The organism is Streptomyces sp. A012304 (assembly GCF_026008495.1).
Lineage (GTDB): Bacteria > Actinomycetota > Actinomycetes > Streptomycetales > Streptomycetaceae > Streptomyces.
The window spans coordinates 16,085-30,773 of sequence record NZ_BQUN01000137.1 but is presented as its reverse complement, the minus strand read 5'-3'; the positions used below and the strand labels follow the sequence as shown (position 1 = coordinate 30,773).

At 70.9% G+C, this 14,689-nt stretch carries 8 protein-coding genes and 4 pseudogenes; 6 read left to right on the top strand and 6 right to left on the bottom strand.

What is annotated here, in order from left to right; translation table 11 throughout:
- Positions 1-15: 15 nt before the first annotated feature.
- From ALMP_RS33660 to ALMP_RS33640, 5 genes and pseudogenes are all read right to left on the bottom strand, one after another.
- Positions 16-1,593, bottom strand: a complete 1,578-nt coding sequence (locus tag ALMP_RS33660) for an APC family permease (protein WP_264935338.1) — start codon at positions 1,591-1,593, stop codon at positions 16-18.
- A 72-nt stretch (positions 1,594-1,665) separates the two neighbouring features.
- Positions 1,666-2,517: pseudogene (locus ALMP_RS33655) on the bottom strand (aldehyde dehydrogenase family protein); the annotation flags it as partial.
- Entirely contained in the window at positions 2,430-3,491 is a 1,062-nt protein-coding gene (locus tag ALMP_RS33650) for an SRPBCC family protein (protein ID WP_264935336.1), read from the bottom strand. The pseudogene ALMP_RS33655 and the gene ALMP_RS33650, both read right to left, overlap by 88 nt.
- Before the next feature lie 11 nt (positions 3,492-3,502).
- Positions 3,503-4,620 (bottom strand): annotated as a pseudogene (gene solA, locus ALMP_RS33645) (N-methyl-L-tryptophan oxidase).
- 29 nt (positions 4,621-4,649) lie between these two features.
- Positions 4,650-4,817 (bottom strand): annotated as a pseudogene (locus tag ALMP_RS33640) (glycine cleavage T C-terminal barrel domain-containing protein); the annotation flags it as partial.
- Here ALMP_RS33640 and ALMP_RS33635 point away from each other — a divergent pair.
- Positions 4,813-5,512: pseudogene (locus tag ALMP_RS33635) on the top strand (FAD-dependent oxidoreductase); the annotation flags it as partial. The pseudogenes ALMP_RS33640 and ALMP_RS33635 overlap by 5 nt on opposite strands.
- Positions 5,513-5,532: 20 nt before the next feature.
- On the opposite strand, the gene ALMP_RS33630 reads toward ALMP_RS33635, so the two are convergent.
- Positions 5,533-6,189, bottom strand: a complete 657-nt coding sequence (locus tag ALMP_RS33630) for a hypothetical protein (protein ID WP_264935334.1) — start codon at positions 6,187-6,189, stop codon at positions 5,533-5,535.
- 420 nt (positions 6,190-6,609) lie between these two features.
- Here ALMP_RS33630 and ALMP_RS33625 point away from each other — a divergent pair, with 420 nt between their 5' ends.
- From ALMP_RS33625 to ALMP_RS33605, 5 genes are read left to right on the top strand one after another with little or no spacing between them, the layout of a single operon-like run.
- Complete coding sequence (locus ALMP_RS33625) at positions 6,610-9,495, top strand: nitrate- and nitrite sensing domain-containing protein (protein ID WP_264935674.1); 2,886 nt, start codon at positions 6,610-6,612, stop codon at positions 9,493-9,495.
- Positions 9,492-9,926: a roadblock/LC7 domain-containing protein gene (locus ALMP_RS33620; RefSeq protein WP_264935332.1), complete on the top strand. Its 435-nt coding sequence runs from the start codon at positions 9,492-9,494 to the stop codon at positions 9,924-9,926. Before ALMP_RS33625 ends, ALMP_RS33620 begins: the two co-directional genes overlap by 4 nt.
- Positions 9,927-9,953: 27 nt before the next feature.
- Positions 9,954-10,349 (top strand): DUF742 domain-containing protein, encoded by a 396-nt coding sequence (locus tag ALMP_RS33615; protein WP_264935331.1) that lies wholly within the window; start codon positions 9,954-9,956, stop codon positions 10,347-10,349.
- A gap of 24 nt (positions 10,350-10,373) precedes the next feature.
- Positions 10,374-14,012, top strand: coding sequence for a hydantoinase B/oxoprolinase family protein (locus ALMP_RS33610; protein ID WP_264935329.1), 3,639 nt, complete (start codon positions 10,374-10,376; stop codon positions 14,010-14,012).
- Positions 13,993-14,598 carry an ATP/GTP-binding protein gene (locus ALMP_RS33605; RefSeq protein ID WP_264935328.1) on the top strand — a complete coding sequence of 202 codons (606 nt, stop codon included), beginning with the start codon at positions 13,993-13,995 and terminating at the stop codon, positions 14,596-14,598. The genes ALMP_RS33610 and ALMP_RS33605 overlap by 20 nt, the downstream gene beginning before the upstream one ends.
- Positions 14,599-14,689: the final 91 nt, after the last annotated feature.

Here is a 14,689-nt window from a genome sequence, read left to right as displayed (position 1 = left end):
CTGCTGACCTCCTCCTCAGTCGGCCGCCGGAGTGGCGAGCGGAGCGGTCGGGGCGGCGGGCGACTCCAGCGCGTGCTCGGCGAGGACGCCGGTGCGGTGGCGCTGGACGAACCAGTAATAGGCGTAGCCGCCGCCCGCGATCACGGCGACGAACAGCACGGCGCCCCACTTCAGGTACCAGTGGAAGGGCGGGGCCGCGTTGTACACCGAGGCGCGCGGCCAGATCAGGTTGACCGTCATCGCCGCGCCCCACACCACCGCGACGATGTTGACGAGCAGCCCCCAGCGGCCGAGCGAGAACTTCCCGTCGCCCGCCGGCTGCCACCGCCCGCGCAGCCGCGCCACCAGCATCGGGCCGGTCACGCCGAGGTAGGCGAGGTAGATCATGATGATGCCGATGCTGGTGACGACGGTGAAGATCTGCGGCTGACGGATGTTCACCACGAGGATCGCCAACGCCAGGATGCCGATCACCACGGCCGGGACCACCGGCGTCTGGAAACGCGGGCTGCACCGGGCCAGCAGCGAGGACGCGGGCAGGTTGTTGTCCCGGGCCATCGCGAACGCCAGCCGGATCGCCGCCGTGTGCACGGCGAGCGCGCACACCGTCACCGCGATCAGTACGCACCACAGCATCGCCTTGCCGGCCGTCGGGCCGAGCACGTCCAGCACGACGTACTGCAACCCGTCCGTGGAGAGCTTGTCGCCCTTCAGGCTGGAGACGCTCATCAGCGCCAGCAGCAGAATCAGGCCGCCCAGGACGAACGAGGCGACGATCGCGCGGATGATCGCGCGGGGCGCGTTGCGGGAGGGGTCCAGGGACTCCTCGCCGAGCGAGGCGGCCGTGTCGAAGCCGTACATGACGTACGCGGAGGCCAGCGAGGCCACGAGGAACGCGCCGAGGTACCCGGCGCCGTACCCCGAGCCCGTGCCCTGGGTGTCCATGACGACCTGCGGGCCACGGGTGATGTGCACCGCGAACAGCACGATCAGGACGACCGTGGCGATCAGCTCGATGAACACGCCCGCCGTGTTGATCCGGGCCATCAGTTTGACGCCGAAGGCGTTCACCAGCGTGGTGAACAGGATCAGCACCGCGGCCAGGATCACCGCGTTGGTCGCCACGTCGTACGTGCCGGTGCCGTCGCCCACGAACTGGAAGAACGACGAGATCTGCGGGAGCGTCAGCTGGTAGGCGAGGGCCACGGCCGAGATCGACACGATGGAGGCGATCAGCATCATCCAGCCGGCCAGCCAGCCCAGGTGCGGATTGCCTATCTTCTTCGACCAGTTGTAGACCGACCCCGCGACGGGGTAGCGGGCCGCCAGCTCCGCGAAGCACAGGGCCACCATGAACTGGCCGACGAAGACCATCGGCCACGACCACCAGTAGGCGGGGCCGCCACTGCCGTATCCGAAGTAGAAGAGCTGGAAGGTGCCGGTGAGGATGGAGATGTAGCTGATGCCGGCGGCGAAGGTGTGGAAGTTGCCGAGGGTGCGCTTGAGTTCGGGTCTGTAGCCGAACTCGGCGAGTTCGGCGTCGTCCTGGCCGGGTGAACCGGGCTGTCCGGATGGGTGCGCTGTCGTCGTCATGAGCGGACTCCTCGTGGGCCTGGGGGAGGGGAGGGAGCGGCTCTGCGGGTGCCGGGGCCTGTGGGAGAAGGGCTAGGCGAACCAACCTTGGGGGCTGGGGGCGGTGTTGCGCCAGATGTGCTTCGTCTCGCGGTACTCGGCGAGCCCCGAAGGACCCAGTTCGCGTCCGAAACCGGACTGCTTGAAGCCACCCCACTCGGCCTGCGGCACATAGGGGTGGTAGTCGTTGATCCAGACCGTGCCCAGACGCAGCCGCCCCGCGACGCGCGCGGCCTTCGCCTCGTCGCCCGTCCATACGGCGCCCGCGAGGCCGTAGACCGTGTCGTTGGCGAGGCGCACCGCCTCCTCCTCGGCCGTGAACCGTTCCACGGTCAGCACCGGCCCGAAGGACTCCTCCCGGACCACCGCCATCCGGGCCGTGCACGCGTCGAGCACGGTGGGCCGGTAGTAGTAGCCGTCCTCGAACTCCGCGCCGGACGGCCGCTCGCCGCCGCACCGCAGGACGGCGCCCTCCGCCAGACCTCGGGCGACATACGCCTCGACCTTCGCCCGATGCGCGGCGGAGATCAGCGGACCGGTCTGCGCCCGCTCGTCGAACGGCCCGCCGAGACGGATCCCCTCGGCCCGCCGTACGACCTCGTCGACGAACCGGTCGTGCAGGCAGTCCTCGACCAGCAGCCGCGCACCCGCCGAGCACACCTGCCCGGAGTGCAGGAACACGGCGGTCAGCGCCATGTCGACGGCCGCGTCGAAGTCGGCGTCCGCGAAGACGATGTTGGGGTTCTTGCCGCCCAGCTCCAGGGCGACCTTCTTCACCGTGCCGGCCGCCGCCGCCATCAGTCGCCGCCCGGTCTCCAGACCGCCGGTGAAGGACACCAGGTCGACGTCCGGGTGATCGCCGAGCGGGGCACCCGCCTCCGGACCGGGAACAGCTCCACCGACTTCGACACGTCCGCCCCGGACTCCACCACCTCCGGCGCGTACAGCCAGTCGCACTCGACAAGCGTGTGGTCTTCGGCGAGCGGGAACATGCGGTGCAGGATGACATGGTCCGGTACGAGGTTGATGAACACCGTCGGCTTCACGGTGATCGCGTAGTAGCGGCGGTCCTGCTCGGCACTGACGTCGGGGAGTCTGGCGAAGCCCTCGCTGCCGTCGACGGTGAAGCCACGGATCCCCTCGCCGAACCCGGCGCCGTGGCCGACGTAGTACTGCGCCGCGTAGCCTTCCGCGAACTCCGGGAGCACATCGGTGAGTTCGGGGTGGATCGTGGCGCAGTGGTAGCACTCCATGAAGTTCTCGACGATCAGCTTCCAGTTGGCCCGCACGTCGTAGCTGATGCGCTTGCCCAGGGCGAGGTTCTCGGTGCCGTAGTGCTCGATCGCCGCCGCGTCGCCGAGCCGTTCGACCGCCGCGTGCTGGACCGTGTCCTCGAAGGACGGCGGCTCGTCGGCGAGACAGACCCAGGCGTAACCGAGCCACTCGCGCAGCGCCACCTCGATCAGCCCGTACGCCACCCGGTCGACGTCGGGCATCCTGACCAGGTTGGGCGCGGCGATCAACCGGCCGTCCAGGTCGTACGTCCAGGCGTGGTACGGGCGTTGGAGGTTGCGCCGGAACTCACCGGACTCCTCGGTGCACAGCCGGGCCCCGCGGTGCCGGCAGACGTTGAGGTAGGCACGCAGTGCGCCCCTGCGGTCGCGGGTGATGATGACGCTCTCGCGACCCACCCGGACGGTGCGGAACGCCCCGGGCCGGGGGAGGTCCGCGCCGCGCACGGCGCAGAACCACATCGACTCGAAGAGGCGTTCCTGCTCCTGCCGGAAGACCTCCGGGTCGGTGTAGTAACGCCCGGGAAGGGTGGCGATCAGGCTCGGGGAGATCGGGGTCGTCGTCACGTACGGGCTCCTCAGGCGGGCGCGGCGGCGAGGCGGGCGGGGTCGAACAGGCCGATGGGGTGCGCGGTGCTGCCGGTCAGGGCCAGATCGGCGAGGATCTCGCCGACGACGGGCACGAACTTGAAGCCGTGCCCGGAGAATCCGCAGGCCACGGTGGTCGACTCGGGGTGCGCGGGATGGCGGGCGATGACGAAGTGCTCGTCCGGCGTGTTGGAGAACATGCAGGTCGCCGCCTTGAGGAAGGTGCCGGGGAGGTCGGGGACGCAGCCCGCCATGTGGTCGGCCATCGCCCGGATCTCCTCCTCGCGCACCGTCCGGTCGATCGTCTGCGGGGTGGTGACCTCGCCCTTGTCGAAGAAAGCGACCTTGACGCCGCCACCGGGTCCGTCGATGGCGGGGAAGCCGTAGACCTGGACCCCGGCGGCGTTCTCCCAGATGTAGACCGGGTGGTTCTCCGGCAGGAACGCCTCGATGCCGTGCTTCGGCTGAAACCAGTACATGACCTGCCGCTCGATCGAGAACGGCACCCCGAGGTCGGCGAGCAGCCGCGGTGCCCACGCGCCCGGGCAGATCACCAGCCGGCCCGCGGTGTAGGTGTTGTCCGCCGAGTGCACCCGTACCCCGTCCCGGTACGGCTCCCAGCGGGTCATGGGCTCGTCGAAGTGCAGGTCGGCGCCCTGCCGGGTGGCGAGCTGGAGGTGCGCGGCGACGGTGTTCTCGGGGCGGAGCAGTCCCGCCTTCTCCTCGTACAGGGCGACCTCGTCGTCCCGCGGGGCGAGCGTCGGGAAGCGGCGGCGGATCTCCCGCGCGTCCAGCATCTCGTGCGGCAGGTCCCACTGCCGGGCGGGCCGACCATCACCCCGCCGCTGAGGAGCGCGATCTGCCGGCCGGTGGACCGCTCCAGGTCCTCGTACAGCTCGTAGGCGCGCAACAACAGCGGGACGTACGCCGGGTCCTCGAAGTACGACTGCCGGGTGATCCGTGAACCGCCGTGGCTGGAGCCCCGGTTGTGCACGGGGCCGAACTGCTCCAGGCCGAGGACACGGGCGCCGCGCGCGGACAGATGGTGGGCGGCGGCGCTGCCCATGCCGCCGAGACCGATGACGATGACGTCGTAGGTGGGGGACACAAGGCCTCCTGAGGGCCGGTCGGCGGTCGTCAGCGGCGGATGCGGCTCATCTTCGGGTCGTACAGCGGCTCCTCGGCGACGGTCGCGGGGACCTTCTCGCCAAAGTACTCGATGTGCACGCCGGTGCCTGGCGCCAGGTGCCCCGGCAGCCAGGCGTAGGCGACACAGCGGCCCAGCGTGTACCCGTACGAGGCGCTGGGCCACGCCGTCACCGTCGTCGAGACCGCCCCTCTTCCCCTGGTGCCGCAACTCGGCGCCGAGATGGCCGCCGTCTGCGCCGGCCTCCACCGACGCGGCGGAACGGAGCTGGTCACCGGCACCGGAGTGGCCCGCTTGAGAGGCACCACGGCCGTCACCGGCGTGGAACTCTGCGACGGCCGCACCCTCCCCGCCGACGTCGTGATCGTCGGCATCGGCGCCACCCCCAACACCGCCTGGCTGGCGGGCTCCACGCTCGCCCTGCACGACGGCGTGCTGTGCGACGACGGCTGCGTCACCGCGCTCCCGCAGGTGGTGGGCCGTGGGCGATGCCGCCCGCGTCGGCGGCTCCCGCGCCGAGCACTGGACCTCCGCGACCGAACAGCCCCGCGTCGCCGTGGCCAACCTGCTCGCGGGCCGCACCGCCGAGAACCTGCGGTCGGTGCCGTACTTCTGGTCCGACCAGTACGGCGCACGCATCCAGTTCGCCGGCCGACACCGGGACGGGGACACCGTCCGCATCACCGAGGGAGGCCTCAGCGACGGCGCCCCCGCCGAGGGCGGCTTCCTCGCCCTCTACGAACGCGACGGCCGTACGACAGCGGTGCTTTCCGTGGACCACCCGCGACCCTTCATGCGCGCACGACGCGAACTGGCGCGCGGGGAAGGGCCGGTGCGGTTCAGGGTGCGGTGACCTGGCGGGAGAGCCTCAGCTCACGAGTGCGACAACTGCCCCGCGCCGCCCTGTCGGCGTATTCGCTCCTGCGCCCTCTCAGCCGCCCGCGCCTGCCGACGCGCACGCCGCCGCTCGCGTCGCAGCGCACGCGCGGTGCTGCTCGGCGTCGACACCACCCCGTACCGCTGGTTCCACACCTGTCGGGTCACCCAGACGTCCAGCGCACCCCACGTCGCCAACACCGTGCTGACCACGCTGCTGATCACCATGGGGAAGGCCAGCCAGGAACCGGCCAGGGTGCACAGGAAAGCCACCATGGCCTGAACCAGCGTCACCGCGATGAGGAGCACCGCGCGCACGGCTGCCGTGCGCACCGGATCGGGAAGACGACGCCGACGCGCGGGCTCCTCGACCCACAACGGCCGGTAGACCGGCCTGCCTTGCTCCTCGACGCGCGCACCGGCCGACATACCCGCCCCGTTCCGCTCGGCACCCTCGTACGCGGCGGCCCTGGTTTCCGCAGGTATGCGGCCGTCCACCGCGTCATGTATGCGGCCGTCCACCGCTTCATACCCGCCCGCTGGCTGGTGTCCGCCCGCCGGCCTGCCGCGATCCGCTGCCTCCGGAGCCCGCAGCGCCGTACCGCGTGACGCCATGCCGTCCTCGGGCGCCCCGCGCCGCTCCGCCGTGCCCATCAACGTGTCACTCCCCACCGCCGGCAGACAGCTTTGCCCCGGTTCGAAGAACCGACTCCCCAGTGGCTGCCCGGCTTGCGCTCTTTTACGCCGCACAGGTGCGGCCTGCGGCTCCTGTGGCCGATTCCGCCCCCAATTCCCAATGAGTAGGACGCGCGACACGCCCCGAAGATTCCCTGACTTCGAAAAATTCTGGCCAACTCGTCCACGGCACCGATCGAATCCGGTCCGCCGCGCGAGCTCGGATTCAGGGCGGCAATCTCCCGCAATGCCCGGACAACTCCCCCCGCCCGGACGCTGATACGGAGGTTCAGCTTCCGGACCGCTCTTCGAGTTATCTGTGCGTCGGTAGTAGGCTCGCGCCGTTTGTTGACGCACATGCGTACCCCCTGCCGGTGGGGGTTCGAGCTGGGGGAGGCCATGCGCTTTCGCGGGAAGTCCATCCGCCGGAAGATCGTGGCGCTGCTTCTCGTGCCGCTGGTGTCCCTGACCGCTGTCTGGGGTTTCGCCACGGTACTCACGGGCCGCGAGGCGAACCGCCTGTTCACCGTGTCGCACCTTGTGGAGAAGGTCGGCTACCCCATCGAGGACACCGTCCGCGTCGTCCAGCAGGAGCGCCGCCAGACCCTCGTCTATCTCGCCGACCCCCGTGCCTCCAACGCGCTCTCCGCACTGCGGCGCACCCGGACCGCCACGGACGAGGCGCTGACCGAGATCCGCGCGAACGCCAAGGACCCCGACGTCCGCGACGTGCTGGACCAGGACGACGGTGAGGGCCTGACCGCGGTGCTCGACGCCTTCGACGGAATCGACTCCCTGCGCCGCAGCGTCGAGGAGGGCACCGTCACCCGGGCCCAGGCCCTGGACCTCTACAACCGGCTGATCGATCCGTGCTACGCCCTGCTGTCCACGATGGACGTCGTCGACAGTGTGGAGATGGACAAGCAGTACCGGGCCCTCGTCAGCGTCGCCCGCGCCCGTGAACTGCTCTCCCGGGAGGACGCCCTGCTCGGCTCCGCCCTGGTCGTCGGCAAGCTCACCCGCGACGAGATCCGCGCCGTCTCCGACCTCGAGGCCCAGCGCAACGTGGTCTACGACATCAGCCTCGCCCAACTCCCCGCCGCGGAACGCGAACGCTACGAGCGCTTCTGGAAGAACGCCACCACTGCTCCGCTGCGCACGGCAGAACAGGCCGTCGTCGCCACCTCCGCCGGTGACATGCCCCGGGGCGTCACCGCCAGGACCTGGGACACCGCCGCCGCCAACGTCCTCGCCGAACTCGGCACCCTCGACGAGCAGGCGAACGACCGCTACCAGGACCGCGTCCGACCGGTCGCGATCGAGGTCATCGTCAAGGCGGTCGTGGCCGGCGTCTTCGGTCTGATCGCCCTGGTCCTCTCGCTGGTGCTGTCCGTGCGCATCGGCCGCGCACTCATCCGTGACCTGCGCCAACTCCGGGTGGAGGCGCACGAGGCGTCCGCCGTGCGACTGCCCAGCGTGATGCGCCGCCTCTCCGCGGGCGAACAGGTCGACGTGGAGACCGAGGTACCGCGTCTGGAGTACGACAAGAACGAGATCGGCGAGGTCGGCCAAGCCCTCAACACCCTTCAGCGCGCCGCCGTCGAGGCCGCCGTCAAGCAGGCCGAACTGCGCTCCGGCGTCTCCGAGGTCTTCGTCAACCTCGCCCGCCGCAGCCAGGTCCTGCTGCACAAGCAGCTCACCCTGCTCGACACCATGGAACGCCGTACCGAGGACACCGAGGAACTCGCCGACCTCTTCCGCCTCGACCACCTCACCACCCGTATGCGCCGGCACGCCGAGGGCCTGGTGATCCTGTCGGGGGCCGCACCCTCCCGACAGTGGCGCAAGCCCATCCAGCTCATGGACATCGTGCGCGCCGCCGTCGCCGAGGTCGAGGACTACGAGCGCATCGAGGTCCGCCGTCTGCCACGCATCGCCGTCACCGGCCCGGCCGTCGCGGACCTCACCCACCTCGTGGCCGAACTCCTGGAGAACGCCACGGTGTTCTCCCCGCCGCACACCGCCGTCCAGGTGCTCGGTGAGCGCGTCGCCAACGGGTTCACCCTGGAGATCCACGACCGCGGCCTCGGCATGGCGCCCGAAGCGCTCCTGGAGGCCAACCTCCGGCTCGCCGAGACCCCCGAGTTCGAACTCTCCGACACCGACCGCCTCGGGCTGTTCGTGGTCAGCCGGCTCGCACAGCGGCAGAACGTCAGGGTCTCCCTGCAGCCCTCCCCGTACGGTGGCACGACCGCCGTCATTTTCATCCCCGACGTGCTGCTCACCGACGACGTCCCCGACACCAACGGCATCGGCTTCCGCCTCGACCGCCCCCGGCCCCCGAAGGCCGGCGAGGCCGCGGACGGCAGGACCGCGCTCTCCTCGCCCTCGGCTCAGCTCCCGGGAGTCCCCGCCGCGCTGCTGGACGGTCCGATCGAGCTGGAGGCGCCCGTCGGGCTGGACGCCCTGGACGCCTTCCCCGTCCGTCTCGACGAGGAGGACGGTGACCGAGGCGGCCTGTTCCGCCCGCGCCGCTCCCTCACCGGAGCCGAGGGCGAGCCGACCGCCGAGCAGCACCACCGCCCGTCCGCCACCCGAGGCGAACCGGACCGCACCCCCACCGACGGCCCGACCGCCCCCGTGCCGCTGCCGAGCCGTCGCACCCCCAAGCTGGTCAGCTCGCACGGCCGCCCGGTGACCGACCAGCGTCCGCGGCGCGCGGAGGCGGGCGACGACTCCTCGCCCTGGTCGGACACCCGCCGGACGGAGGACGGGGCACCTGCGCCCCTGCCCACGCGCCGACGCGGCGCGGCGGCGCAGATCCCACGGAGCGGCGCCCCGGCCGAGCGACCCGAGCATGGCGCCGGCGAGCCGTCCGGGCCTCCGTCCCTTCCCCGGCGCACCCGCCAGGCTCCCGTAGGCCCCGGCCGCCAGGACGAGCCGACGGACCGCCCGGGCAGCACACCTCACCGCCCGGTCGGCCACTCGCAAGGCGGTGGTGAGGGGCCCGGCGACCCCGGAACAGCGCCTCATGACACCGGCTCCGGCTTCGGAGCGCTGCCGCGGCGCGTGCGGCAGGCGAACCTGGCTCCGCAGCTGCGCCAAGGCCCCGACCCGCGCGCCGAGGACCGCAAGGACCTGGCCGACCGGGACGCCGACGAAGTACGCAGCCGCATGGCCTCGCTCCAGCGTGGCTGGCAGCGCGGCCGCGCAGAGAACGCCGCGGGCGAAGACGCCCACAGCGGCACAGCACCACGAGGAACGACTAAGGGGGACGGTCGATGACCGCACCGAAGGCGACCGGCCACACCACGACCAGCAACGGCGAACTGAACTGGCTCCTGGACGAGCTCGTCGACCGCGTCGCCAGCATCCGCAAGGCCGTCGTGCTTTCCGGCGACGGACTGCCGACGGGGGTGTCGAAGGACCTGACCCGGGAGGACAGCGAGCACCTGGCAGCCGTCGCCTCCGGTTTCCACAGCCTCGCCAAGGGCGTCGGCCGCCACTTCGAGGCCGGCAGCGTCCGGCAGACCGTCGTCGAGCTCGACGAGGCCTTCCTGTTCGTCACCGCCGCGGGCGACGGCAGCTGCCTCGCCGTCCTCGCGGACGCCGACTCGGACGTCGGACAGGTGGCCTACGAGATGACGCTCCTCGTCAAGCGGGTCGGAGTGCATCTCGGCACCGCCCCGCGTACCGATCTGCCCGCGGGCGGGTAGTGGGATGGCATGAGCACAGACGGTCGCATGAGCACAGACGGTCAGGGAAGAAGCCACTGGTTCGACGACGAGGCCGGACCGGTCGTCCGTCCGTACGCCATGACGCGGGGCCGCACCACCAGTGCGGTCCAGCACCGTCTCGACCTGATCGCGGTGGTCGTCGCCGAGCCCCACGCCGATGATCCGGAAACGGACCCGTCGCTCTCCCCGGAGCACGTGGACATCGTGGACCTGTGCCGGGACGCGCCCCAGTCGGTCGCCGAACTCGCCGCCGACCTCGACCTGCCGATCGGTGTGGTCCGGGTCCTCGTCGGGGACCTCGTGGACGCGGAATTCGTCCATGTGAACCGGCCCGTTCCCCCTGCCGAACTGCCGGACGAGAGTATTCTGCGCGACGTGATCAACGGCCTCCGAGCCCTGTGAGCAGCGCGGAAGCGAGGTGAGGACGTGACCGGCTGGCAGTTCTGGGTGGACCGGGGCGGCACCTTCACCGACATCGTGGCGCGCCGCCCCGACGGCCGGCTGCTGACGCACAAGCTGCTGTCCGAGAACCCGGCGCGCTACGCCGACGCGGCCGTCGCCGGCGTCCGCGCGCTGCTGGGCGACGCCCACGAGCCCGTCGAGGCCGTGCGCATGGGCACGACCGTCGCGACCAACGCACTCCTGGAGCGCAAGGGCGAACGTACCCTGCTCGTCGTCACCCGCGGCTTCCGCGACGCCCTGCGCATCGCCTACCAGAACCGCCCCCACATCTTCGCCCGTCGCATCGACCTCCCGGAGCTGCTGTACGAGCGCGTGGTGGAGGTCGACGAACGCATCGCCGCCGACGGCACCGTCCTGAGAGCACCCGACCTGGACGCCCTCGCCGGCCCGCTGCGACAGGCCTACGACGACGGCATCCGGGCCGTCGCCGTCGTCTGCCTGCACAGCCACCTCCACCCCGCCCATGAGCAGGCCGTGGGCCGGCTGGCCGCCCGGGTCGGCTTTCCGCAGATCTCGTTGTCCAGCGAGGTCAGCCCGCTCATGAAACTCGTCCCACGCGGGGACACCGCCGTCGTCGACACCTACCTGTCGCCCGTGCTGCGCCGCTACGTCCGGCATGTCGCAGACGAGCTGCGCGGCGTACGGCTGATGTTCATGCAGTCCAACGGCGGTCTCGCCGAAGCGGGCCAGTTCCGCGGCAAGGACGCCATCCTGTCCGGACCCGCCGGCGGCATCGTCGGCATGGCCCGCATGTCCCAGCTCGCCGGCTTCGACCGTGTCATCGGCTTCGACATGGGCGGCACCTCCACCGACGTCTCGCACTTCGCCGGCGCGTACGAACGCGTCTTCACGACGCAGATCGCGGGCGTCCGGCTGCGCGCCCCCATGCTGGACATCCACACGGTCGCCGCGGGCGGAGGCTCGGTCCTCCACTTCGACGGCTCCCGCTACCGCGTGGGACCGGACTCGGCCGGCGCGGCCCCCGGCCCCGCCTCCTACCGCGGCGGAGGCCCGCTCGCCGTCACCGACGCCAATGTGATGCTCGGCCGCATCCAGCCCGCCCACTTCCCCAAGGTGTTCGGCCCGGACGGCGACCAGCCCCTCGACGACGCCCTCGTCCGCGAGCGCTTCGCCGCCCTCGCGCGCGAGATCCGCGACAAGACCGGTGACGACCGTACGCCGGAGCAGGTCGCCGAGGGATTTCTGCAGATCGCCGTGGCCAACATCGCCAACGCCGTCAAGCGGATCTCCGTGCAGAAGGGCCACGACGTCACCCGCTACGCCCTCACCACCTTCGGCGGCGCAGGAGGCCAGCACGCGTGCATGGTCGCCGACTCGCTCGGGATCCGCACCGTGCTCGTGCCGCCCATGGCAGGCGTCCTGTCCGCGCTCGGCATCGGCCTCGCCGACACCACCGCCATGCGTGAACAGTCCGTCGAGGCGCCCCTGGAGGCCGCCTCCATGCCAGGGATCCGCAAGACGGCCGACGACCTGGAAGCGGCGGCCCGCGCCGAACTCCACGACGAGGACGTCCCCGACGAACACGTCCAGGTCACCCGCCGCGCCCAGCTCCGCTACGACGGCACCGACACCACCCTCACCGTCGAGTTGACCGAGCCCACGGCGATGAGACACGCCTTCGAAGAACGTCACCGCGCCACGTACTCCTTCACACTCGACCGGCCGATCGTCGTCGAAGCACTCTCCGTGGAAGCCACCGGCATCACCGAACCCCCCGATCTCTCCGCCCTCGCCCCGTACGAAGGCCGCACCGCCGTCCCCGACACCGTCCGCCTCCACACGGGCGGCACCTGGCACGACGTACCCCTGCATCGCCGGGAGGACCTCCCTCCCGGCGAGACCGTCATCGGCCCGGCGATCCTCACCGAGGCCGGCGCGACCACCGTCGTAGACGACGGCTGGCGGGCCGAGGCGACCCACGACGGGCATCTGCTCATGGAACGCACGGCGATTACGCAGAGTTCCGATCTCGACACGAAAGCCGACCCCGTCCTCCTCGAGGTCTTCAACAACCTCTTCATGTCCATTGCCGAACAGATGGGCGCCCGACTCGAATCGACGGCCCAGTCGGTCAACATCAAGGAACGCCTCGACTTCTCCTGCGCCCTGTTCGACCCCGACGGAAACCTGGTGGCCAACGCCCCGCACATCCCCGTCCACCTGGGCTCGATGGGCACCAGTGTCAAGGAGGTCATCCGCCGCCGCGGCCCCGCGATGCGCCCTGGAGACACGTACGCGGTCAACGACCCCTACCACGGAGGCACCCACCTTCCCGACGTCACCGTGATCACCCCGGTCTTCGACACCGACAAGGCAACGGACACGGAGAGTGACCCGGCGATCCTCTTCTACGTCGCCTCCCGAGGCCACCACGCCGAGATCGGCGGCATCGCCCCCGGCTCCATGCCCGCCCACAGCCGCACCATCGACGAGGAAGGCGTCCTCTTCGACAACTGGCTGCTCGCCGAGAACGGCAGCTTCCGCGAGGAGGAGACCCTCCGCCTGCTCACCGAGGCCCCCTACCCTTCCCGCAACCCCAGCACCAACCTGGCCGATCTACGGGCCCAGATCGCAGCCAACCGGAAGGGCGTCGACGAAGTCACCCGCATGATCGAGGACTTCGGACTCGACGTCGTGCAGGCCTACATGAGGCACGTCCAGGACAACGCCGAGGAGGCCGTGCGCCGCGTCATCGACGCCCTCGACGACGGCGATTACGCCTACGAGACCGACGCGGGCGCCGTGATCCGGGTGAGCGTGCGCGTGGACCGCGACAACCGCTCCGCGACCGTCGACTTCACGGGCACCTCACCCCAGCTCGCGACCAACTTCAACGCACCCTTCTCGGTCGTCAACGCGGCCGTCCTGTACGTCTTCCGCACCCTGGTCGCCGACGACATCCCCCTCAACGACGGCTGTCTGCGCCCTCTGAGGATCGTCGTACCGCACGGGTCGCTGCTCGCTCCAGAACCGCCGGCAGCCGTCGTCGCGGGCAACGTCGAGACCTCCCAGGCAGTCACCGGTGCCCTCTACGCGGCACTCGGCGTCCAGGCCGAGGGGTCCGGCACCATGAACAACGTCTCCTTCGGCAACCAGCACCACCAGTACTACGAGACCGTCGCCTCCGGATCCGGGGCCGGCGACGGCTTCCCCGGCGCGAGTGTCGTCCAGACACACATGACCAACTCGCGTCTCACTGACCCGGAGGTCCTGGAGTGGCGGCTTCCCGTGCGGCTCGACGAGTTCGCCGTCCGATGCGGCAGCGGCGGCGCCGGACGGTGGCGCGGCGGGGACGGCGCGGTCCGCCGCATCCGGTTCCTGGAGCCCATGACCGTCTCCACCCTGTCCCAGCACCGCAGGGTGCCCCCGTACGGCATGGCGGGCGGTGCCCCCGGCGCGCTGGGCGCCAACCGGGTGGAACGCGCGGACGGCACCCTTGTCGAGCTCGACGGCAGCGACTCCGTGGACGTCGGCCCTGACGACGTACTCGTCATCGAAACCCCCGGTGGCGGAGGCTACGGCCCACCGCCCCACGACCCCCATCAAGCAGGAGAAGAGATCGATGATCTTCGGGCGTTCTGAGCGCGGCAAGCCCCCGGTCGAGCCCGTCACGCTCAAGATCCTGGTGGCCGGCGGCTTCGGCGTGGGCAAGACCACCCTCGTCGGTGCCGTCAGCGAGATCAGGCCGCTGCGCACGGAGGAGTTCCTCACCGAGGCCGGCCGCCCGGTCGACGACACGACAGGTGTCGAGCGCAAGCACACCACCACCGTCGCCATGGACTTCGGGCGCATCACCCTGCGCGAGGACCTGGTGCTGTACCTGTTCGGCACACCCGGCCAGGAACGGTTCTGGTTCATGTGGGACGAGCTCTCCGAAGGCGCCCTCGGGGCCGTCGTGCTCGCCGACACGCGGCGCCTGGAGGACTGCTTCGCCGCCGTCGACTACTTCGAGCGCCGCTCCATACCCTTCGTCATCGGCGTCAACTGCTTCGAAGGCGCGGTCCGCTACCCGGTCGAGGACGTGCGGCGCGCCCTCGACCTCGACGACGACGTCCCTGTGGTGCTGTGCGACGCCCGCGAGCGGGTATCGGTCAGGGACGTCCTCGTCGGTGTCGTCCAGCACGCCATGGAGTACGGCGCCGAACGCCGGCAGGCCGTCACCACCTGAACCGCGCCGAGTGCAGCCGGGCCACCACCTGAACCACGCACGGCCCGTACCCCCGCCGACCGGGGTACGGGCCGCGGCCCGAAGGGGACGC

Coding starts and splice junctions, on each gene's coding strand:
- ALMP_RS33660 (WP_264935338.1), bottom strand. CDS start 1,593: ATGACGACGACAGCGCACCCATCCGGACAGCCCGGTTCACCCGGCCAG.
- ALMP_RS33630 (WP_264935334.1), bottom strand. CDS start 6,189: ATGGGCACGGCGGAGCGGCGCGGGGCGCCCGAGGACGGCATGGCGTCA.
- ALMP_RS33625 (WP_264935674.1), top strand. CDS start 6,610: ATGCGCTTTCGCGGGAAGTCCATCCGCCGGAAGATCGTGGCGCTGCTT.
- ALMP_RS33620 (WP_264935332.1), top strand. CDS start 9,492: ATGACCGCACCGAAGGCGACCGGCCACACCACGACCAGCAACGGCGAA.
- ALMP_RS33615 (WP_264935331.1), top strand. CDS start 9,954: ATGAGCACAGACGGTCAGGGAAGAAGCCACTGGTTCGACGACGAGGCC.
- ALMP_RS33605 (WP_264935328.1), top strand. CDS start 13,993: ATGATCTTCGGGCGTTCTGAGCGCGGCAAGCCCCCGGTCGAGCCCGTC.